This window comes from Acidicapsa dinghuensis, from assembly GCF_025685685.1.
GTDB lineage: Bacteria > Acidobacteriota > Terriglobia > Terriglobales > Acidobacteriaceae > Acidicapsa > Acidicapsa dinghuensis.
In genome coordinates this window covers 537562-557463 of sequence record NZ_JAGSYH010000004.1, presented here as the reverse complement: position 1 = coordinate 557463, position 19902 = coordinate 537562, and the positions used below count along the sequence as shown (strand labels likewise).

15 protein-coding genes are annotated in these 19902 nt (G+C 57.4%); 6 read left to right on the top strand and 9 right to left on the bottom strand.

The genetic code is table 11. The features are described from left to right. Positions 1-172 precede the first annotated feature (172 nt). Genes OHL22_RS13185 through OHL22_RS13175 form a run of 3 tightly spaced genes read left to right on the top strand, consistent with a single transcriptional unit; the run spans position 173 to position 4866 of the window. Positions 173-2581 carry a phosphoketolase family protein gene (locus tag OHL22_RS13185; protein WP_263338006.1) on the top strand — a complete coding sequence of 803 codons (2409 nt, stop codon included), beginning with the start codon at positions 173-175 and terminating at the stop codon, positions 2579-2581. 32 nt (positions 2582-2613) lie between these two features. Further along, complete coding sequence (locus OHL22_RS13180; protein ID WP_263338004.1) at positions 2614-3849, top strand: acetate/propionate family kinase; 1236 nt, start codon at positions 2614-2616, stop codon at positions 3847-3849. A 60-nt stretch (positions 3850-3909) separates the two neighbouring features. After that, positions 3910-4866, top strand: coding sequence for a COX15/CtaA family protein (locus tag OHL22_RS13175; RefSeq protein WP_263338002.1), 957 nt, complete (start codon positions 3910-3912; stop codon positions 4864-4866). A 27-nt stretch (positions 4867-4893) separates the two neighbouring features. Here the strand turns inward: OHL22_RS13175 and OHL22_RS13170 are convergent, their stop codons facing one another. From OHL22_RS13170 to OHL22_RS13155, 4 genes are all read right to left on the bottom strand, one after another. Next, positions 4894-6048: a M24 family metallopeptidase gene (locus OHL22_RS13170; protein ID WP_263338000.1), complete on the bottom strand. Its 1155-nt coding sequence runs from the start codon at positions 6046-6048 to the stop codon at positions 4894-4896. Positions 6049-6178: 130 nt separating this feature from the next. Next, a complete protein-coding gene (locus OHL22_RS13165; RefSeq protein WP_263337997.1) occupies positions 6179-7606 on the bottom strand; it encodes an L-fucose/L-arabinose isomerase family protein in 1428 nt (475 codons plus the stop codon). 111 nt (positions 7607-7717) lie between these two features. After that, positions 7718-7936 (bottom strand): hypothetical protein, encoded by a 219-nt coding sequence (locus OHL22_RS13160; protein WP_263337995.1) that lies wholly within the window; start codon positions 7934-7936, stop codon positions 7718-7720. Positions 7937-7946: 10 nt separating this feature from the next. Beyond that, positions 7947-9752, bottom strand: a complete 1806-nt coding sequence (locus OHL22_RS13155; RefSeq protein WP_263337992.1) for a sodium:solute symporter family protein — start codon at positions 9750-9752, stop codon at positions 7947-7949. A gap of 399 nt (positions 9753-10151) precedes the next feature. Between OHL22_RS13155 and OHL22_RS13150 the strand changes: the two genes are divergently transcribed. Continuing rightward, positions 10152-11369 (top strand): pyridoxal phosphate-dependent aminotransferase, encoded by a 1218-nt coding sequence (locus OHL22_RS13150; RefSeq protein ID WP_263337989.1) that lies wholly within the window; start codon positions 10152-10154, stop codon positions 11367-11369. Positions 11370-11398: 29 nt separating this feature from the next. Here OHL22_RS13150 and OHL22_RS13145 read toward each other — a convergent pair whose 3' ends face one another. Continuing rightward, positions 11399-11950 carry a chemotaxis protein CheX gene (locus OHL22_RS13145; protein ID WP_263337987.1) on the bottom strand — a complete coding sequence of 184 codons (552 nt, stop codon included), beginning with the start codon at positions 11948-11950 and terminating at the stop codon, positions 11399-11401. 356 nt (positions 11951-12306) lie between these two features. Between OHL22_RS13145 and OHL22_RS13140 the strand changes: the two genes are divergently transcribed. Together OHL22_RS13140 and xylB are read left to right on the top strand one after the other, a co-directional pair. Beyond that, positions 12307-13653: a reverse transcriptase family protein gene (locus tag OHL22_RS13140; RefSeq protein WP_263337985.1), complete on the top strand. Its 1347-nt coding sequence runs from the start codon at positions 12307-12309 to the stop codon at positions 13651-13653. 65 nt (positions 13654-13718) lie between these two features. Next, on the top strand, positions 13719-15194 hold the full coding sequence (gene xylB, locus OHL22_RS13135; protein WP_263337984.1) for a xylulokinase: 1476 nt from the start codon (positions 13719-13721) through the stop codon (positions 15192-15194). A 13-nt stretch (positions 15195-15207) separates the two neighbouring features. Here the strand turns inward: xylB and OHL22_RS13130 are convergent, their stop codons facing one another. The 4 genes from OHL22_RS13130 to OHL22_RS13115 form a co-directional block, all read right to left on the bottom strand. Then, positions 15208-15843: a YceI family protein gene (locus OHL22_RS13130; RefSeq protein ID WP_263337981.1), complete on the bottom strand. Its 636-nt coding sequence runs from the start codon at positions 15841-15843 to the stop codon at positions 15208-15210. Between the two features lie 8 nt (positions 15844-15851). Continuing rightward, the gene (locus OHL22_RS13125) at positions 15852-17102 is read right to left on the bottom strand and encodes an NAD(P)/FAD-dependent oxidoreductase (RefSeq protein WP_263337978.1); all 1251 of its coding nucleotides are present in this window, start codon (positions 17100-17102) and stop codon (positions 15852-15854) included. Continuing rightward, entirely contained in the window at positions 17102-18163 is a 1062-nt protein-coding gene (locus tag OHL22_RS13120; RefSeq protein WP_263337976.1) for a type III polyketide synthase, read from the bottom strand. Before OHL22_RS13120 ends, OHL22_RS13125 begins: the two co-directional genes overlap by 1 nt. Positions 18164-18295: 132 nt before the next feature. Continuing rightward, entirely contained in the window at positions 18296-19705 is a 1410-nt protein-coding gene (locus OHL22_RS13115; protein WP_263337973.1) for a class-III pyridoxal-phosphate-dependent aminotransferase, read from the bottom strand. Between the last annotated feature and the right edge of the window lie 197 nt (positions 19706-19902).

Genomic DNA, 19902 nt, shown 5'->3' with positions numbered 1-19902 from the left:
TCGGCTGAAGCCCAACCGCAGCCCCGCGAGAACACAGCGAACTGTCTATCGGTCTTGTGGCTAGACTCGATGTGAGCGTAATCACACAAACCTTTAATGCAACACTGTTAGCATCTGCTTGAACAGACAAGGCTGGGATCCTCCAACATCTTTCTGTCCGGCGAGGTGGCGTGTGACCAATGAAACCAATTCCAATGTTGAAGTTCCGACCCAGGCCCCGCGGCAGCTACTGAGCCCGGAGCTGCTGAACAAAATGGACGCCTATTGGCGGGCAGCCAACTACCTCTCCGTAGGCCAGATCTATCTCAAAGACAATCCGCTGCTGCGGAAGCCACTCACGCTCGATGATGTGAAGCCGCGTCTGCTCGGCCACTGGGGAACCACACCCGGCCTCAATTTCATCTATGTGCACCTCAATCGCGCCATCTGCGAACGCAATCTCAACATGATGTACATCATCGGTCCTGGTCATGGTGGCCCCGGCATCGTTGCTAACACTTATCTTGAGGGCTCCTACACCGAGCTTTACCCCGCCGTCGAGCAAAATGCGGACGGCATCAAACGCCTTTTCCGTCAGTTCAGTTGGCCGCTCGGCATTCCCAGCCACGTTGCTCCGGAAACGCCTGGCTCCATCCATGAGGGCGGCGAGCTAGGCTATTCGCTCGTGCATGCTTATGGAGCCGCACTCGACAATCCTGATTTGATCGTCACCTGCATCGTCGGCGATGGTGAATCGGAAACCGGCCCTCTTGCAACAAGCTGGCACTCTAACAAATTCCTCAATCCCGCCACCGATGGCGCGGTGCTACCCATCCTGCACCTCAACGGATACAAGATCGCCAACCCCACGATCCTCGCGCGCATTCCGCACGCCGAGCTCGAAGACCTGATGCGTGGCTACGGCTATGAGCCCTTCACGTTGGAGGGGCACGAACCGCACACCATGCACGAGCAGATGGCCCAGGTGCTCGACACTATGCTCGATCGCATCGCCGCGATTCAGAAGGCCGCGCGCGAAGAGGGCAATACCGAGCGTCCGCGCTGGCCCATGCTCATCTTCAAAACGCCCAAGGGATGGACCGGTCCCAAGACCGTCGACGGCAAGCCTGTAGAAGGCACTTGGCGCGCGCATCAGGTACCATTCGCGGAGCTCTTCGAGAAACCCGATCACCTGCGCCTGCTGGAAGAATGGATGCGCTCCTATAAGCCGCAGGAGCTTTTCGATGAAAAAGGCCGCTTCCAAACAGAGTTCGCTGATATTGCGCCCAAGGGTCGCCATCGCATGGGCATGAATCCGCATGCCAATGGCGGCCTGCTGCTAAAACCGCTGGTTGTACCCAGCTTTCGCGATTTCAAAGTTCCAGTCAATCCCACCAGTCGTGGCGATAAGCTCATCGAATCCACGCGCGTGCTCGGTGAGCTGTTGCACAGCACAATGGAAGCCAATCTCGCCGAGAAAAACTTCCGTGTATTTGGTCCCGATGAGACGGCCTCGAATCGTCTGCAGGCCGTTGAAGAAGGTGTAGGCAAAGCATGGATGGCCGAGACGCTTCCTGTCGATGAACTGCTTTCGCCAACCGGCCGCGTCATGGAAGTTCTCAGCGAACATCTCTGCCAGGGATGGCTCGAAGGCTATCTGCTCACAGGCCGTCACGGCTTTTTCTCCTGCTACGAAGCCTTCATCCACATCGTCGATTCCATGGTCAACCAGCATGCAAAGTGGCTTAAAGTCACGCGTGAAATTCCCTGGCGCAAGCCGATCGCATCGCTCAACTATCTCTTAAGCTCCCACGTCTGGCGTCAGGATCATAACGGATTCTCACATCAAGACCCCGGTTTCATTGATCATCTCTTAAACAAGAAATCAGACATTGTCCGTATCTACTTGCCGCCCGACGCCAACACACTCTTGTCGGTTGCCGACCACTGCTTGCGCAGCCGTAACTACATCAATCTCATCGTCGCCGGCAAGCAGCCTGAGCCGCAGTGGCTCACCATGGATGAAGCAGTTCAGCACTGCATTGCCGGTCTCGGCATCTGGAATTGGGCATCTGACGAAGGCGAGCCCGATGTCGTGATGGCCTGCTGTGGTGATGTTCCGACGCAGGAAACCCTGGCCGCAGCAATGCAACTGCGTGCTGACGTTCCTGGCATCAAGGTTCGCGTCGTCAATGTTGTTGATCTCATGACATTGCAGCCAAGCTCCGAGCATCCGCATGGTCTGAGCGATGAAGAGTTTGATCTGGCCTTCACAACGGATAAGCCCATCATTTTTGCGTTCCATGGGTATCCCTGGGGCATTCACAGCCTCACCTATCGACGCCATGGCCATGACAATATCCACGTGCGCGGATACAAGGAAGAAGGCACCACAACCACTCCATTCGATATGTGCGTGCGCAATAATATTGATCGCTATCAGCTCACGCTTGACGCCATCAAGCGTATTCCGCGCCTGGCAGCGACAGCTGAAAATGCAAGCGAAACCTACTATGAGCGCATTCAGAAGCACCGCCTCTACGTCGCTGAATACGGAGAGGATCTCCCTGAAATTCGCGACTGGAAGTGGTCGTTCCGATAGCTGCATCTAACGATTTGTTGCAAGGACTCTCTATGCCCGGTCTTCCCGTACTGGTTCTGAACAGCGGCTCCTCTTCTATCAAGTTCTCCATGTACGAGTCCGGAGAGAGTGCACGGCGCAAGTTGATGGAAGGAGCAGTTGACGGAATTGGAAGCGGCGAGAAAGAGGGCAAATTCTGGATCAAAGATCCAAATGACAGAAAGATCGTTGACCAGTCATCTCATGTTCCCGATCTCGCCTCAGCTTTCAAGCTCGTAGAAGACGCCTTGCTATCCGCGGAGAAGCATTCAGGGGGTGAGCAGACATGGCCTCATCCCGCAGCCATCGGGCATCGCGTCGTATGTGGCGGTCCCACCATTACCGAGAATCAGCGTGTCAGCCCAGAGCTGATCGAAGAGCTGGAGCGTTATGTTCACTTCGCTCCGTTGCACAACCCGGTTGCGCTCTTCATCATCCGCGAAACGTTGAAACTCTTTCCGGAGGTGCCCAACTTTATCTGTCTCGACAGCTACTTCCATCGCAATCTGCCGGAAGTCACGCGACGGCTTCCGGTCCCGGCTAAATATACAGAGATGGGCGTGCAGCGCTTTGGTGCTCACGGCATCTCGTATGAATCGATCATCGAGCAGCTCAAGCCCAGCGTGCCATCGCGGCTCATTGTCGCTCATCTCGGCAACGGTGCCTCCATCGCCGCAATTCGTGATGGCCAGTCCATCGACACATCCATGGGTCTTACTCCCACCGGCGGCATCATCTCCGGTACACGCACAGGAGATATCGATCCCGGAGTTCTCCTCTTCATTCTGCGCGAACTTCTGAAAGCATCCGACGACGGCAAGCACGCAGCCGATGAGCTTGAAGACGCGGTCAGTAAACAGGCCGGCCTTCTCGGTGTAAGCAAGACCACCAACGATATGCGCGATCTTCGCAAGGCGATCGTCGCTGGCAATGCAGACGCGCGGCTCGCCGTCGATCAGTTTACCTACACCATCCGCAAGTTCATCGGAGCTTACATCGCCGTTCTCGGTGGCCTCGACATGCTCGTCTTCACCGGAGGCATCGGCGTCAACGATTCGGATTCGAGAGCCGAAATTTGCTCCGGCCTCGAATGTTTCGGCATTGTTCTCGACGCGCAACGCAACAGCGCGCGCGGCGACGTTACGATCTCTCCCGATGATTCATCTGTAACAGTCCGAGTCATCCCACCGGAAGAAGACCTCATCATGGTGAATCACGTATACCGGCTGATGGCCGAATCATCTCACTAGCTGCCACACAGTCTCAGCTACCGTGATCTAAACTTGAGAGGTGCGGGAGCCGCATAATCCATGACCATTGCAGCCATTCGCATCTCCGACCGTATGCCATCGGCAGCGCTGCGCCGTTTTGCGTGGGGAGTGCTGGCCTACTTCATTGCGACCATCCTCTGGGGAACCATCGTTCGCGCCACCGGCTCAGGTGCGGGCTGCGGCGATCACTGGCCGCTCTGCAATGGCACCGTCATCCAGCAGTCGCCGACTCTGCAGACCATCATTGAATTCACGCATCGCATCACCGCCGGCCTCGATCTCATCTTCATCGTAGGCCTGCTCATCTGGACATGGCGTCGCACCGTGCAGGGCCATCTCGCGCGATGGGCCGCAGGCTCTGCCCTTTTCCTCACCGTCACGGAAGCCATACTCGGCGCGCTCCTCGTCAAGCTAGGCCTCACAGCAGGAAGCCGCTCGCCGCTGCGCCCACCGTTTGAAGCGCTGCATCTTTCAAATACCCTCCTGCTTGTCGCCACACTCGCGGCAACCGCCCATTTTCTCGGCCGCCGCATAGGTTATCGCTGGCGCGATGTGCACATCACAGCGCCCGTCGGCACCACAATCGGCATGCTGTCCATCATGATCGTAGGTGTAACAGGATCGCTGGCTGCTCTCGGCGACACGCTCTTTCCCGCAACCTCCCTGAGCGAGTCACTGAAGCAGGATTTTGCGGAGAAGAGCAACTGGCTGCTGCGCTGGCGATGGACCCATCCCACCATTGCAATCCTTGCCAGTATTTTCCTCATCTGGCTACTTATCCGTGCTGTGCGGCGCAGTGGCCCATGGGATAACCGTGGTCTTTCGGCGCTTGTTGTCGGTCTGCTCGTGTTGCAGTACGTGCTCGGCGCGCTCGATGTCTACCTGTTGGCTCCGATCTGGATGCAGGTAGTCCATCTGCTCGGCGCCGACCTGCTGTGGTCAGCCCTCGTAGTGCTCACTATGAGAATGACGCTGCTGCCAGCCCATACACGCTAGTACGAAGCCTACGCTCAGTACACAAACCTACAGAATCAATACACCCGTAGCTGGATAGCTGTTCCCATTCGCGCTCGATGCAAGGGCAGGCAATTCCGGTGTCAATGTAAGCACCTCGATCTTGCCATCCGTCAGCAGCGCTGTGTCTTCCACCTTGCCGCCGCGCACACTCGGGTTCCACGCAAAGACCTGGTTGTTCACGACTTGCTCACTGCCCGTGGGTGTCGCAACCCACTCACGCTCCCAGTAGCCCGTCGCCCCGCCCTGGTGATGCAGCTGCTCGTCTCCGGCAAAGCCCTCGTGCGCGTACGCATCCGCCGCTACTTTGAAGAGCTGTGCTGAAGTCACGCCCACACGCGTCGCGTCCAGCAACGCCGCATTCACCTGCGCAGATGCATGAAACTTCTGCTGCAAATCCTCCGGCACCGCACCGAAGTGTGCAAACCGCGTAATGGAAACCGTAAGCCCCCACTTGCGCGCACAAAGATTGATCATGCCGTACTTCTCAAGCTTCTTTCCGCGAGCGACCGCATGTTTGTATTTCACAATGCGCTCGTCTACGGCCATCAGATATACCGAGGGCAGAATGCCGCGGCTCAATAGTTCCTCCGCGACGTGACCCTCCATTTCGTACTCGGTGATACCCGGCTTCAGCTGCTTTAACACCTTCGTCACCGCATCTGAGGTCTGCTGCCCAAGCCAACGAAATCGCGCAATCTCGGTCGGCTGCAGTGATGCTCGCAGGGGATAAACATGCGCATGCGCAAAACCCGTACCGGGCACATCGCAAGCTACTTGCCCACGCGCAAGCTCCAGTGCCTGCTGGTCAGTATCGTTGTCATACCAGGGAAAAATCACCGGCTCAAAATCTAGCGCGCCAAACTCTTCATCATGCAGCCGCGGAGCTTCATTCGCCGTTGTGAAGTAGTAACGCCTGCCCTCAGCCGTAACCAGAATCGCAGCCACGCCCGTTTCACTCGGCGTCAGCACACGCAGCTCAACGGCGCCGCCCGTGAGCCACGCAATATTCTCGTTGCGCTTCAGCAGCAGCCCATCCAGTCCTTCGCCCCGCAGCCACTCGACCACCTGGTTGTGCTTCGCTTCTAACTCCGCGTTCCACGCCTCTTGTGTCACCAGCGTTGTTCCGTTCACCACCAGGCTCTTACTGATTCTTGCCCCCATCGCACCCTTTCCTTTTCAAAGCACTACCAATGTACCAACCGCGCCCGCACTTACGGAAACGGTTTACTAGGGGCAAAAATAAAAAGCGCTGGCAAACATCGCCAGCGCCTCTCTGCTTCTTTGTCTCGATTTAGTCTTCCAACTCCGGGTGGTAGTAGCTCTCCCATCCCAAATATCGCGTCGCCGCCTCATGTACAGCCTTTGAAACATCACTGAAGTTCGCCGCCACATGATGCTCAAAACCCTCGCGGCAGATATGTTTCAGCAGTTTCTGCAGCTTCGGAATCTCCGCAACACCCGCGCCGCCAAAGGTAAACAGCGGATCGTCAGTGAATTTGCCCGGCCCCGTATAGCCGCGAATCACGCCGCGCCGGTCATCTGTCGAGAAGCGCGCATAGCTCATCGCCCCAGCTTTTACACGCCCTACGCAGGTGCCGAATGTGTTGTCCTTGCCCACTGTTCCGGCAATGATCTCTTGGTAATCCATCTTCACATCCTGGAAGAAGTGCTTCGGCAGATTCGAGCAGTGGAAGCACACGCACTTGTCCGGATTGTTGCCGTAGTTGTTGTTCCAGTCCAGTAGTGCGGACGGCGTGCCCGACGCCAGCGCAAGCATGTACATGCTCAGCGTTCCGGGCACATCCACTTCACAGGCCGAAGGAATGAGATCGTTCGACATCATGCTCATGATCGTGCACGGCACCACGCCGAAATATTCTTCCAGCGAAGTCCAGCACTGCACCGCTGAGATCGTTGCTTCCACTTCTTTCATCCAGCCGTCAATCACCGCGCCCAGCTTGGCCATCTTTAAAAGCGCCGCCTCCGGAATACCCGAAGTCGTCACGTAACTCTTGATCGCCGCCAGCTTGCCCTGCGCCGCATCGTCCATATCGCCCATTTTGTTGATGCGTCCCAGAATCTCTGAAAGATCAATCGGAATCACCGAAATGCCGCTGGTCTCCAGAATGCGCTCCGAGTAGCGAACAGTATTGAACGCCTGCGGCCGCGCGCCGATCGATCCGATGCGCAGATTCTTCAATCCCTTCACAATGCGGCAGACCGCTCCAAACCACTCAAGATCAGCCTTGAACTCCGGCGAAGTCGGCGCCTCTGTGTGCAGTGTCGTCAGCGAGTAGGGAATGCCATACTGCATCAGGTTATTGCACGCGCTCATCTTGCCGCAGAAACTGTCGCGCCGCGTTGCAATCGTCATCGCATCGGCGCGGTCCGGCGTCGCCTGCACCAGCACCGGAACCTTTAGCCCAGAGAGACGCAGCGCATCAGCCACGCCGCGCTCATCGCCAAAGTTCGGCAGTGTCACAATGAGGCCATCAATCTCTGCCGCATGCTTGTTAAACAATTCCGCGCAGCGCTTGGCTTCCGCGAATGTCTCTACCGCTCCAAACTTCGATTCTTGCTCCGTAAGAACAATGGCTTTATCGCCAGAGGCTTCGATCGCCGCTATCATCTCTTCGCGGCCCGTCTTCGCCAGGTGATCGGGGAAGAATCCGCGATTCCCCACCACTACTCCGTAAGTCATCGTTCGTTGTGCAGCCATTGCCATTGCTCCTTGTTGTAAGCGCGAGGTTATATTGCGCGCATGAATTCAAATCAATTGGTGGAGTGCATCATGAGGATACCGGACACACCGCCTGCTGAGAGTTTCATCCTACCTGCCGGGCCTGAAACGTACGGCATAGAACAGTCCCAGCAGCAGCATTAAAGCACCCCACCACACAGGCGCGTGCAGCTGGTTCAGAACCACGTTGGCCATATTGTTCGTTGCCCACTCCCAGATCCCGTAGCACAGGATGATCGCGCCGTAAGCCGTCAACAGCACGCCGATAAAAAACCAGATTGAGATTTCGCCTTCAGCGCCGGTATGCATCGCCTGCTCCTTACCAGAAAATCACTTGCAGCACCAGGAAGATCACGATAGCTATACTCGTCCAGAACCATTCATTTTTGTAGAACGGTACCGGTTCTTCCTTGGGCAGCTTGGTTGCTCCATAGACCAGCCCATCGAGTTCCGCAATAGCCTTAGGCCGCGTTGCTAGGCTTACTACAACCGTAACAATTGCCGTTACGCCAAAAGACCACAACGCGCGATACATATTCTCGGCCATGTCTTTCGCATCGGGTGATAACGCGACATAGCGCAGTGCTGAGGGATCAAAATGAACCCACAGAAATAAGCCCACCGATGTCAGCGTGCCTATCAACAAACCCCAGAATCCACCCTCTTTCGTTCCTCGCGTCCAGAACATACCAAGCAGTACCGCACCCAACAGTGGAGCAATAAAGAAGCTAAACAGCGCCTGCACATAATCCATAATGCCCGGTGCATTCTGTACCGAGTAAGCCGCGACAATCGAGATGATCACGCCGAGAATCGTCGCCCATCTGCCCACCGCCACATAATGCTGATCGCTTGCCTTTTTCACGATGTGCGGCTGATAGAGGTCGTATGTCCACACCGCGGAGAAGGCGCTCACATTGCCTGCCATGCCGCTCATGAATCCTGCGATCAGCGCCGTAATGCCAAGTCCCAGTAGTCCAGGCCCAAGATAGCGCACCATCATCAGCGGCAGCACATCGTTGTAGCTGTGCAGTCCCTGCCCCGCATGCGCCGCAACATAGTTTTCGCCGTGCAACAGCATGTGGGTTCCATCGGGATTCTGAAGCACCACCAGTCCCAGCAGGCCCGGCAGTATGACGATGAACGGTACTGCCATCTTGAAGAACGATCCAATCACCGGAGCCAGCCGCGCTGATCGCAGACTGTTCGCCGCAAGCACGCGCTGCACCACCAGAAAGTCCGTGGTCCAGTAACCGAAGCTGATCGCAAATCCCAGGCCAAAGACGATGCCGGTCCAATGCACGCCCATCGGGTTATCCGCAAAGTGGCCCATGCTGCGCCACATATGCGTGTAGTCACCGGCGGGAATCAGCTGCTGCTGAATATTCGTCGCAATGCGTGCCTTCAATCCCGTCCAGCCGCCTGTCTCCCACAGTCCAAGAATCGGTACCAGCAGCGCGCCGCCCCAGATCAGCACAAACTGCAACACCTCATTGAAGATCGCAGATCGCAAACCACCCAGTGCTACGTATGCTGCCACAGACAGCGATGACACAACGATGGAGAAGGTCAGGTTCCACCCCAGAACAATCTCCATCACCTTCGCCATCGAGAACATGTTCACGCCGCTCATCAGCACCGTCATGAACGCAAAGGAGACAGCCGCGACAGTGCTCGATCCCTGTCCGAACCGCAGCTTCAGATATCCCGGCACCGAGTGCGTTTTGCACACGTAATAAAACGGCATCATCACCATGCCGAGAAAGAGCATGGCCGGAATAGCGCCGATCCAGTACCAGTGCGCCGCCAAAATTCCGTATTGATAGGCAGACCCCGCCCATCCCATCAACTCCAGCGATCCCAGGTTTGCCGAGACAAAGCTCAATCCCGCGATCCACGCCGTCATCTCGCGCCCAGCCATGAAGAACTCTTCACTGGTGTTCGCGCGCTTCTTCAAATAGAAACCGATCCAAATCACCATCGCGAAGTAGATGGCAATGACCGTAATGTCGAGCGGTCCAAGATGCGCCAGCGACGGCACTCCTCCGGTCTTGAGCGCCAATGCGTCCGTACTTGGGAAAGCAAATCCTGCTGGATTGTTTGAGACGGCAGTTAAACCGAGCATTCTGTCACCTGCAATAGGTCGTACGATTCCGGAACAACGGGGACGTTCTGGAGGCGCGAACCTTAGTAAATGGGTTTACCTCAATACCTGTCAAGGAAAATGCGAGGTTTTCCGGTAAACTTCTCGCACTGTCCATAGCGTCAATTCTCTCCCAGCCCGAAAACGCGAAAACGCCGGATTCGATTGGAGAAACATTTGAGAAATCGTTTACCGAACCAAGCCTAACATGACGTGATTCAGTCTGGCGTGGTCTTTCCCAATTTCTTCCTTGTCTTCCACAATGTCCGGCGATACCTTGAGGTATGGGGCACAATCTCTCCGTCTCGCATGGCTGTTTCGACAGCATTGCCGCGCCTCTCCGGCGTCATTCCTCACCGAATACATCCAGGAGCCACATCTATGCCCACTCCCACTGATCTCGTTGACTGTAGCGGCGTCTCTCGCCGTTCCTTCCTTCGCCTCGCCGCAGCCACCTCCGCCGTTGCTTCTATTCCGATGTTTACTGAGGCTCGTCTGGCCTACGCCGATCGGCCCAAATTCGCCGACCCCAACAAAGGCATTCACATCGATGCGAACGAGAACCCGCTAGGACCCTCGGAAGGTGCACGTGCTGCCATGGCCAACATCCTTCCCAAGGGAGGCCGCTACGAATTCTCCATGCAGACGGAGTTGGAGGAGACCTTCGCCAAGATGCAGGGACTTGATCCAGAATCCGTCAATGCCTATGCCGGCTCTACAGAACCCCTGCACTACACGGTCCTGGCTTACACCTCAGCCAGCAAACCATTGGTGATTGCAGATCCTGGTTACGAAGCCCCCATGTGGGCCGCCAAGGCTTCCGGTGCCGAGGTCATCAAGGTGCCGCTGGCCGATCCTCAGGGTGCGGCAAGCCACGACATAAAGGCCATGCTTGCGGCGTCTCCAACTCCGGGTGTTATCTACGTTTGCAACCCCAACAATCCTACCGGCACAGTTACGCCTAAGGAGGAGATTGATCAACTGGTCGCGGGCGTACCAAAAGGCACCATCGTCCTGATCGACGAAGCCTACATCCATTTTTCCGATACGCCCAGCTGCCTGCATATGGTGAAAGAGGGCAAGGATGTCATCATCCTGCGTACGTTCTCCAAGCTCTACGGTATGGCCGGTATCCGCATGGGCTTCGTCATAGGCCGTCCAGACCTGATTAACAAGCTTCCGTCACTCGGCGGTCAGAACTCGCTGCCGATCACAGCCATGGCCGCCGCCAAGGCCAGTTTGGAAGATCCGGAGCTGGTGCCAACCCGCAAAAAACTCATCGGCGAGATCCGCACTGAGAATCTCAACTGGCTCAAGAGCAAGGGTTATCACGTTACGCCGTCCGACAGTAACTGCTTCATGCTCGACGTAAAGCGCCCGGGCAAGGAAGTGCTTGCCGCTATGGCCGCCAAGGACGTTTACATCGGCCGCATCTGGCCAGCATGGCCCACCAGCGTCCGCATCACCGTCGGCTCCAGAGAAGAGATGGCGATCTTCCGCAAGACCTTTGAAGAAGTTATGAACTCTTCAACCGCCGGTCTTGAGCCGCAACCGCTGCATCCGCGCATGCGCGAGACGCCATTCAGCTACCTCTCATAAATTGCCAGATGTTCCAAGATATTGATACTTCAAGGTGATGAAGAGCCCTGGGTCGCACCAGGGCTCTTCTGCGTTTCCAATGCATATCCGGCAGACATTGCTTCGGAATTCTGCAGCTTCTCTCGAACCTGAACTAGCATCTCACCGGCATCGTGGCGCAGAAAGACGTTCATCGTGTCGGGTGTTCGGGGAATCACGCAGAAATCGTCGTCTTCAATCCGAGCTTCCGGTATCGTCATAAGACAGGGACGAGGCAAAGCCGATTTAACTGCGCCTGCAATCATGTTCGTGATCTCGCGGACGGCGTCCAGCATATCTGCCGGATCAACGGTCTCTGCCGGTAGCATCAGCATAGCTGCAGTGGCAGCGCGTGCCAGATTCCCGGAGAGACGCACCTCAATCGATCCATTCCATTGGCCGCTCAGCCCGCATCGGCCCACCAGATGTTCTTTGCCAATGCACCTATGCGCGCCTTCATCATCCGCGGTCCACGGAATTCGCTCCATCTCCATGGCCAGCATTTGCCCCCAGAACAGGACGTTGGCTCTCTCGATACTTTCTTCGCTGATAATCGCTTGCACCGAACATGATCCTTAAATTCGAGAGTGTTTTCCCGAGGGAGTGTTAGCCACATCGAAGTGACAACTCACCTGATTCATCGGTTGGGAACGATCTCTCGTTAGCTGCCGGAGGGAGCAGGAATATCCGCACTGCCAACGCAAACGCGATTCAAGGATTTCCGTTGAGGTATGATCGCTGACATCGGCGGCGCGGCTCCAAGCTCCGGCGCAATAGGAACGCAAGTTCGATTTCGCCTCTCCGGGGTTACCCCGGAGCATCGTCTCTACTGGCATTGCAACTCGTGTCATCACAGGGCGCGCATGCGCCCAACTTGCCACGACAGGTTAGACTCGTTGGAGCCGGTCCGCTGATAGCAATGACCAAGCAGTTTCTCGCCTCAATTGTTGCCCGCGCCATGCTCGCCGGTCCGCAAGAGATCGGCAGCATCATCGAGCGCGTCCGGCAGACAGCCGGCCATCGCGGATTACCCGGAATCTCTCGCCGCTATCTTGAAGCCTTCGCAAAGCGGTCTCATCCGCGTCGCCGCGAAGTCATTCAATTCCTGCTCAACGATCCCGGTTTCCAGCGGCTACGTGTGTCATCCCGCAAGGCCAACGTTTCAGCAATAGAAAGCTGGCCGCAGCCAGTCATGCGTCCCTCTGAGGCGGCGGAGGCTTGGTCCATACCGCCCATCCTCACAACGGGCGATCTAAGTGCGCGTCTCCGCCTCACGCCCACGGAACTCGATTGGTTAGCCGACAGCAAGCAACTCACCGTCAGACCCAGCGCAGCCAGACTTCATCACTACTACTATTCAGCAGTGCGCAAGCGATCCGGAGCTTCACGCCTTATCGAATCTCCCAAGCAACACCTCAAGCTCCTGCAGCGCCAGATCCTGCGCGACATCCTCAATGGGATCCCGTCGCACCCCGCCGCTCATGGATTCATCCGTGGCCGATCGATCCGCACCTTCGCCTCACCACATGTCGACCAGCGCATCGTCCTGCGCATGGATATCGAAAACTTCTTCCCCTCAATCACCGCATCTCGCGTTGCCGCATTCTTCCGCACCGCCGGCTACCCTGAGCCGGTTGCGGATGCACTGGCAAATCTCTGCTGCAACGCGGTGCCTGAACACGTCCTGAAGAAGCTTGAAATTGCTCAAGAAGACAAGTCTCGCGACGCGGACATCAGGAGCATGTATCTTCGCACCCATCTTCCGCAGGGAGCACCCACTTCGCCCGCACTCGCCAACATCTGCGCATATCGGCTCGACTGCCGCCTTCAAGGTCTCGCGGCGGCCAGTGGGGCCGTCTATACGCGCTATGCCGATGATCTGGCTTTTTCCGGAGGGGAAGTCTTCGAACGCTCTGTCAACCGGTTTGCAGACCACGTTGGCGCAATTCTGCTCGAAGAAGGCTTCTGCGCCAACTACCGCAAGACGCGAATCCAGCGCCGGTCCACGCGCCAGCAACTCGCCGGTCTCATCGTTAATCAACGGCTCAACACACCCCGCCGCGAATTCGACACACTCAAAGCAATCCTCACCAACTGCATCCGGCTCGACCCCGCCAGTCAGAATCGCGATCAAGTCTCCGATTTCAGAGCCCACATGCTTGGTCGCATTGTCTTCGTCGAAAGCATCCATCCAAGCCGCGGCGCAAAGCTGCGCAACCTCTTCGACCAGATCATCTGGTCTGACTCCTTCCGCGCAGACAGTTAAAGCTGCTATCCTTTCCCCGCATCTTCATCAGGTTCTAGAAAACCGATTTACGAAAGGCGGCTGGCATGTGGTTTCTCGGAATGGACGTAGGCACCGGAGGCACCCGTGCGGTGCTTGTCGATGAGAAGGGAAGAGTCATCAGCTCCGCATCCGAAGAACACGCACCATTCCGCACGCCGCACCCCGGCTGGGCTGAGCAGGATCCAGAAGATTGGTGGCGTGCCGCCCTCGTCGCCATCCGTGCCGCTATCGCAGCCGCTCCCGAACCACGCCAGCCCATCGCGGGCGTAGGCCTCACCGGCCAGATGCACGGTGCCGTTCTGCTTGACAAAGATGGCGTCGTCCTTCGCCCCTCGCTCATCTGGTGCGACACCCGCACTCAGCCTCAGTGCGACTGGCTCACAGAAACCATCGGCTACGACCGTCTAATCGAGCTAACCTGCAACCCAGCGCTGCCCAACTTCACGCTGACAAAACTGCTTTGGGTCAAAGAACACGAACCCGAAATCTTTGCCCGCACCGCACACATTCTCTGTCCCAAGGATTACGTCCGCTTCCGCCTAACCGGCGCCTACGCGATCGACGTTCAGGAAGCCAGCGGCACGTTGCTGCTCGACGTCACGCATCGCCGCTGGTCCTCCGAGGTCGCCGCTGCTTCAGGCATCCCCGAAAGCTGGCTTCCCGAAGTCTTCGAGTCGCCCGATGTTTGCGCTCAGATCTCAGCCGAAGCAGCAACGCTAACCGGCCTCGCCATCGGAACACCTGTCGTCGCAGGCGCGGGTGATCAGGGTGCGGGAGCCGTCGGCATGGGCATCCTGCAGCCCGGATCGGTCTCAGCCACGATCGGCACCTCCGGCGTTGTCTTCGCGGCCACAGCCAGCCCTGTCAAAGACCCCAAAGGCCGCCTGCACACCTTCTGCCACGCCGTTCCCGGCCGCTGGCACGTCATGGGTGTCACTCAATCCGCTGGACTCAGCCTCCGCTGGCTCCGCGAAACCTTCTTCACAGGGCAGGACTACGACCAGCTCACCGCCGCTGCGTCCGCAATCGCGCCCGGCAGCGACTCACTCGAATGGGCGCCCTACTTACTCGGCGAACGCACTCCACACCTTGATCCCACAGTCCGCGCCGCCTTCACTGGCATCTCCACCATCCACACCGCCGGACACTTCGTTCGCTCTGTCCTTGAAGGTGTAGCGTATTCGCTCAAAGACACCTTCCATCTCTTCGACGGCCTCGGCATCCCCGTCAGCGGCATTCGCCTCGGCGGCGGCGGCGCACGCGGCCCCCTCTGGCGCAAAATCCAGGCCGGCGTCTATGGCCACGCGGTAGAAATCCTCACTGCCGAAGAAGGCGGAGCTTTTGGAGCAGCCCTGATGGCAGGAGTTGGCGCCGGAGCCTGGCCGGATCTCGACGCAGCCTGCGCCGCCGGCATCACCGTAGCCGAAACTGTCCAGCCAGATCCAGCATGGCTGGCGGCATACGCCTCGGGCTATGAACACTGGCGCAAAGTCTACCCTGCACTGGCAACACTGCGCTAAGTCCGGGGGAACGCTACTCGCTGGTCAGCGTCCCCTTCGCCTTCACATCTATCCCTACTTCCTTTTCCACCCGTACAACCGCAAAGCTCGGGTCCTTGATTCCCCAGGCCACGTACGGAATCAGAAAGTGCGTCGTGGCCATAGCCTGCTGTCCGTCGTGCTGCACCAGAAATTGCATGACCATCGCGTGGCTCGCCCCGTGCAGCGTAAAGTTTCCGCTCACAGAAATCGTCTGGGTTCCAAACTTCTCGTCAAAAGCCACCCCGGTGCTGCCTGTGACCAGGTGCGGCTCAAACATCGCAACTGGAAACTGCCCCACTTCCAGATATTCGCGCTTCATCTTCCCATCGCGCGTATCATTCCCGCTCTCTCCAGAAGTTGCATCCACCTCAATCTTTCCATGCGCTTCGCCCGTCTTCGGATCGAAGTACACGTCCCCAGCGTGCATGTGAAACGTGCCATGAACCGTATGAATCGTATCTTTAAGCGTGAACTGTACTGTAGTCGCAGTCGGGTCAAGATGCAGATGCAACTGCTTCGCCGTACCCTGCCCGGAACAAATCACTGGTACGGCGGTCAGCATAGCCGTCACCACGATAAGCCACGCTTTCAATCGCTCCGCCCGCATCATCGTTCTCTTAGTCTTCATGGAGCCTTTCAAAACTTTGCCGCAAGAGCTTCCTTGCCATAGCCATCATCGTCGGTCCGTATAGAAGCCAGTCTCCAAGCCACCTCAAACCCTTTCGCAGCCAGAAAACGTGGCATCGCCTCAACACCAAGATGGACGCCGAGCATGCGCGCAAAGAGTCCGGGTTTTTCTCCCAGCACTGCAATGGCGCGATCCCGAAAACCCTCCCAACGGTCCATCAGCAGCATAATGCGCGCCATCGTCTGCGGTAGCTGCAGTATCTTCGGATGCAACTGGTTATACCGCGCCATGCCGCCGCGATCCCAGTCTCCGATGCACTCAGCCAGCAGCAACCCTTGCCGAAAACCCATCCCCATACCTTCGCCGGTAATGGCATCCGCCGACCCCGAAGCATCGCCCACCAGCGCCACTCGTCCGCGCGCTACTTGCCGCAATCGCCGCGTAGTCGTCAGCGCGCCCCGCTCCGCATCCAGAGCATCCAGCGGCATCTCCAATCCGCCGGCCAGTCTTTCCCGTAGGATCGGTAGATCCTCCAAAATTGCGCCAAGGCGCAACCGGGGATGTCGCGTCATCACCGCCACGCATACTTCGTTCTCGGCGACCGGTGTTACATAAGCCTGCCCCATGCGTCCCCAGTGCACCTCTACGTACGGGCTCCATGGCTTTACGCGAAAATGCTGCCGGAACCCAAACCGCTGCGTCAGTATGCGTCCGCGATCCAGATCCGCCCACGCTCGCACCGGTGAGCTTTGGCCATCAGCCCCGATCAGCCATCCATACTTTGCTTGGCAGCCATGCGCTATCACATGCCCGTCGCGCTTCAGTTGTGCCTGCGTCTGCCAGCGCAGTTCCACGCCGGCGCCCTCCGCGGCATTTACCAGCTTCTCGTGCAATCGCAGCCGATGCAGGCCCACACCAACATTGCTCGGGAAACGCTTATCCTCTGGGAACTCCGCTGTAGCCATTCCGCGAATACGCATCGTTCCCGGCTCGCTGCCATGATTCACAAACCGAATCCCCTGAAATGGCGCACCATCTTCCGGTGTCAGGTCTACGCCCAGAGTTGCCAGTTCACGCAGCGAGTCCGGCATGATGCCTTCGCCGCATGCCTTATCGATCGGAGGTTTGCGCGCATCTGCCACCGTCACTTTCACGCCACGCTTCCGTAGCGCCAACGCTGCCGTCAATCCTGCGGGGCCGCCCCCAATTATCAGCACATCTGTTGTAATACCGCTCAAATCCACCCTCGTAGTTTTCATCACCACTTCAAAAGCAACATCTCAGAACAAAACCCCGGTCCCATTGCCATAAGCACGCTATTCGTCCCCGGCTTCGGACGATGCTCCCGCATCACATCATTCAGCACCATCAGCACCGATGCCGATGAAAGATTGCCCGCGCGCCGTAGAGCATCCCAGCTCAGCGCAAAATCCTCGCGCTCCAGCCCGAGAGCTTCCGCATTCGCCTCCAGCACCTTCGGACCACCCGTGTGCATGATCCAGCACCCAATATCGCCGCACGTTAGGCCGTTTGAACCCAGAAACCGGTCCACATCTTTCCCCACGTTCTGCTTCACCACCGTCGGCACATCTGCCGACAGCACAATGCCAAATCCCTTCTCCGAAATCTCCCAGCCCATCACATCCTGCGAGTCCGGATAAAACGTCGCCTCACTTGCCACTACGCGCGGTCCTTCTAATCCTAGGTCTGCGGCAAGATCAGCCCCGGCCACGAGCGCTGCTCCACATCCATCGCCAAACAGTCCCGACGAGATCAGGTTCGGCATTGAGATGTTGTCCCGCTGCCACGTCAGCGAACACAACTCCACACTTAATAGAATGGCGGCCTGATTCGGATACGCCCTTACGTAATCCGCCGTACGCGCAAGCCCCGAAGCGCCGGCCACACACCCCAGCCCAAAGATCGGCACGCGCTTGATATGCAGTGGGAGCTTCATTCGGTTGATCAACCGCGCTTCAATCGACGGGCAGGCAATCCCTGTGACGGAAACAGTAAAGATCGAGCCAATCTTTTCAGCCGGTACGCCGCTTTCGCGCAACAGCGTTCCAAGCGCCTGCTCGCCCAGATTCATCGCTGTCTCAATCCACACATCGTTTGTCTTACCCCAGGTGTCGAGTGCGTAATACTCCTCGAGCGGTCTGCTGAAATAGCGTCCTTCCACGCCCGTCCGCGAGTGTAACCTCTCCAGCACTGCGGCATTCTCCAGGCCTTTGTCCCAATAGGTCTTCAGCGCTGTTAGCACTTCACTCTGCGTGAAGTAATGCGGTGGAAACGCCGTCGTCGTCGCAACAATCTTCATCTTGTCTTTTCACTCATTTCAAGCAGCCCAGATGTCCGCACTTTGCGGCGGTGGCCGCTGCCTAATTCTAGGCGTCTATTGCGCGCCATCATTCCTTATAAACAGGAGAATGACAATGCTTTGACAATCGCTTCAGATACGTGCCGCGCGTGAAGCAAGGCGCAAAGCATCTGCCCAGAAGCTCCGCCCCTTATGCACAAACTCCATCGTGCTCCGCATCGCCTCGACAAACGCTTCCAGCGAAGATCCTGACGCATTCAACGGTGGAGCAGCTTTGAGCACCAGAAAGTTATTCCCACATATCTGGGTCAAAATTCCATGTTCGCGATACAGCCGCATCACCAGCATCTGCCCAAACATAGCCGGATGGACTCGCATAAACGCCTCAAAACTCAGCCGCAGCGTAAGTGATTTTGGTGGCCCGAAAACAATGCCCGAGAAGTACCCAATTCCGCGCACTTCCTGCACCATCTCAAACGGCTCCAGAGCCGCCCGCAGCGCTCGGCGAAACGCCTCGCCCTCACGTAGCGCATGCTCTCCAAGCTGTTCACTCTCTAGTACATCCAGCGTTGCCAGCCCCGCGCGCATAGCCAGCCCGGATTCCGAATAAGTGGACGTATGCACGATCGCCCGCTTCAGCGAGTCATACACGCTGTCATAAATAGCGTCCGTCATCAGTACTGCGCCCACTGGCACCAGTCCCCCACTGAGCGCTTTCGCCAGCACCACCATATCCGGCTCGACACCATAATGATGCGCCGCCAGAAACCGCCCCGTGCGCCACAACCCGGTCTGCACCTCGTCCAGTACAAACACCGTGCCATACTTGCGGCACAACTCCTGTGCGCCCTTAAGATACCCCTCCGGAGGCAGCACAATGCCCGCCTCGCCCATCACCGGCTCCAGAATCAAAGCCGCATGTTTGTGTGTCGCGAGCTTCGCCTCAAGTTGTGCCAGATCGCCAAAGTCCACAAACTCCGCACCCGGAATCATGGGTCCAAAACCCGAAGACCAAAACCCCGAATCCATCAGCGCCAGCGCCCCGCAGGTCAATCCGTGAAAAGCGTCCCGCGCGGCAATTAGCCCAGTCCGTCCCGTATGCGCCCGCGAAAATTTAATCGCGGTTTCCACCCCATCGGAACCGGAAGTTGAAAAGTACACCTTGCTGACCTTGCCGCCTGCCAGCTTCAGCAATCGCGCTGCTAGTTCTCCGGCCGTCGAGTTCACATGGCTCTGCAGCATCGACGGACCGGCTTTATCTAGCTCACGGTGCAGCGCATCAATAATCCGCGGATGATTATGCCCAGCGTTATAAACGCAGTAGCCGCTCAGAAAATCCAGGATCTGTCGCCCATCCGCCGTGTGCAGCACCTCACCCCTGCACTCCGTGTAACTGGCGTTCATCTGCAGCAGTTCCAGCAGCCGCACCCACTGCGGATTCACATGTCGCTCGTATTCCTGGGTTCCACGGGCTATCTGTATAGTTTCTTCTATCTCGGGCTCAGGGATGGTGCCGGAACCAGCCGGCGTAAAAGACTGCATGGGAAATCCTCTTTCTCAAACGGCCGGATCTGCACTTCTGTCCTTACCGAATGGGCAGCCATCCTGTCTTCGCCGTTGCAACGTGCCGGAAAGCCTTCGCTGCGCCGCTCGTCGGCTACGCATGGAGGATTTTGGCGTCACTAGCAGCTATAGACGTACGACTAAACTTTACGTCACAAAGCTAAAGCCTACACGCA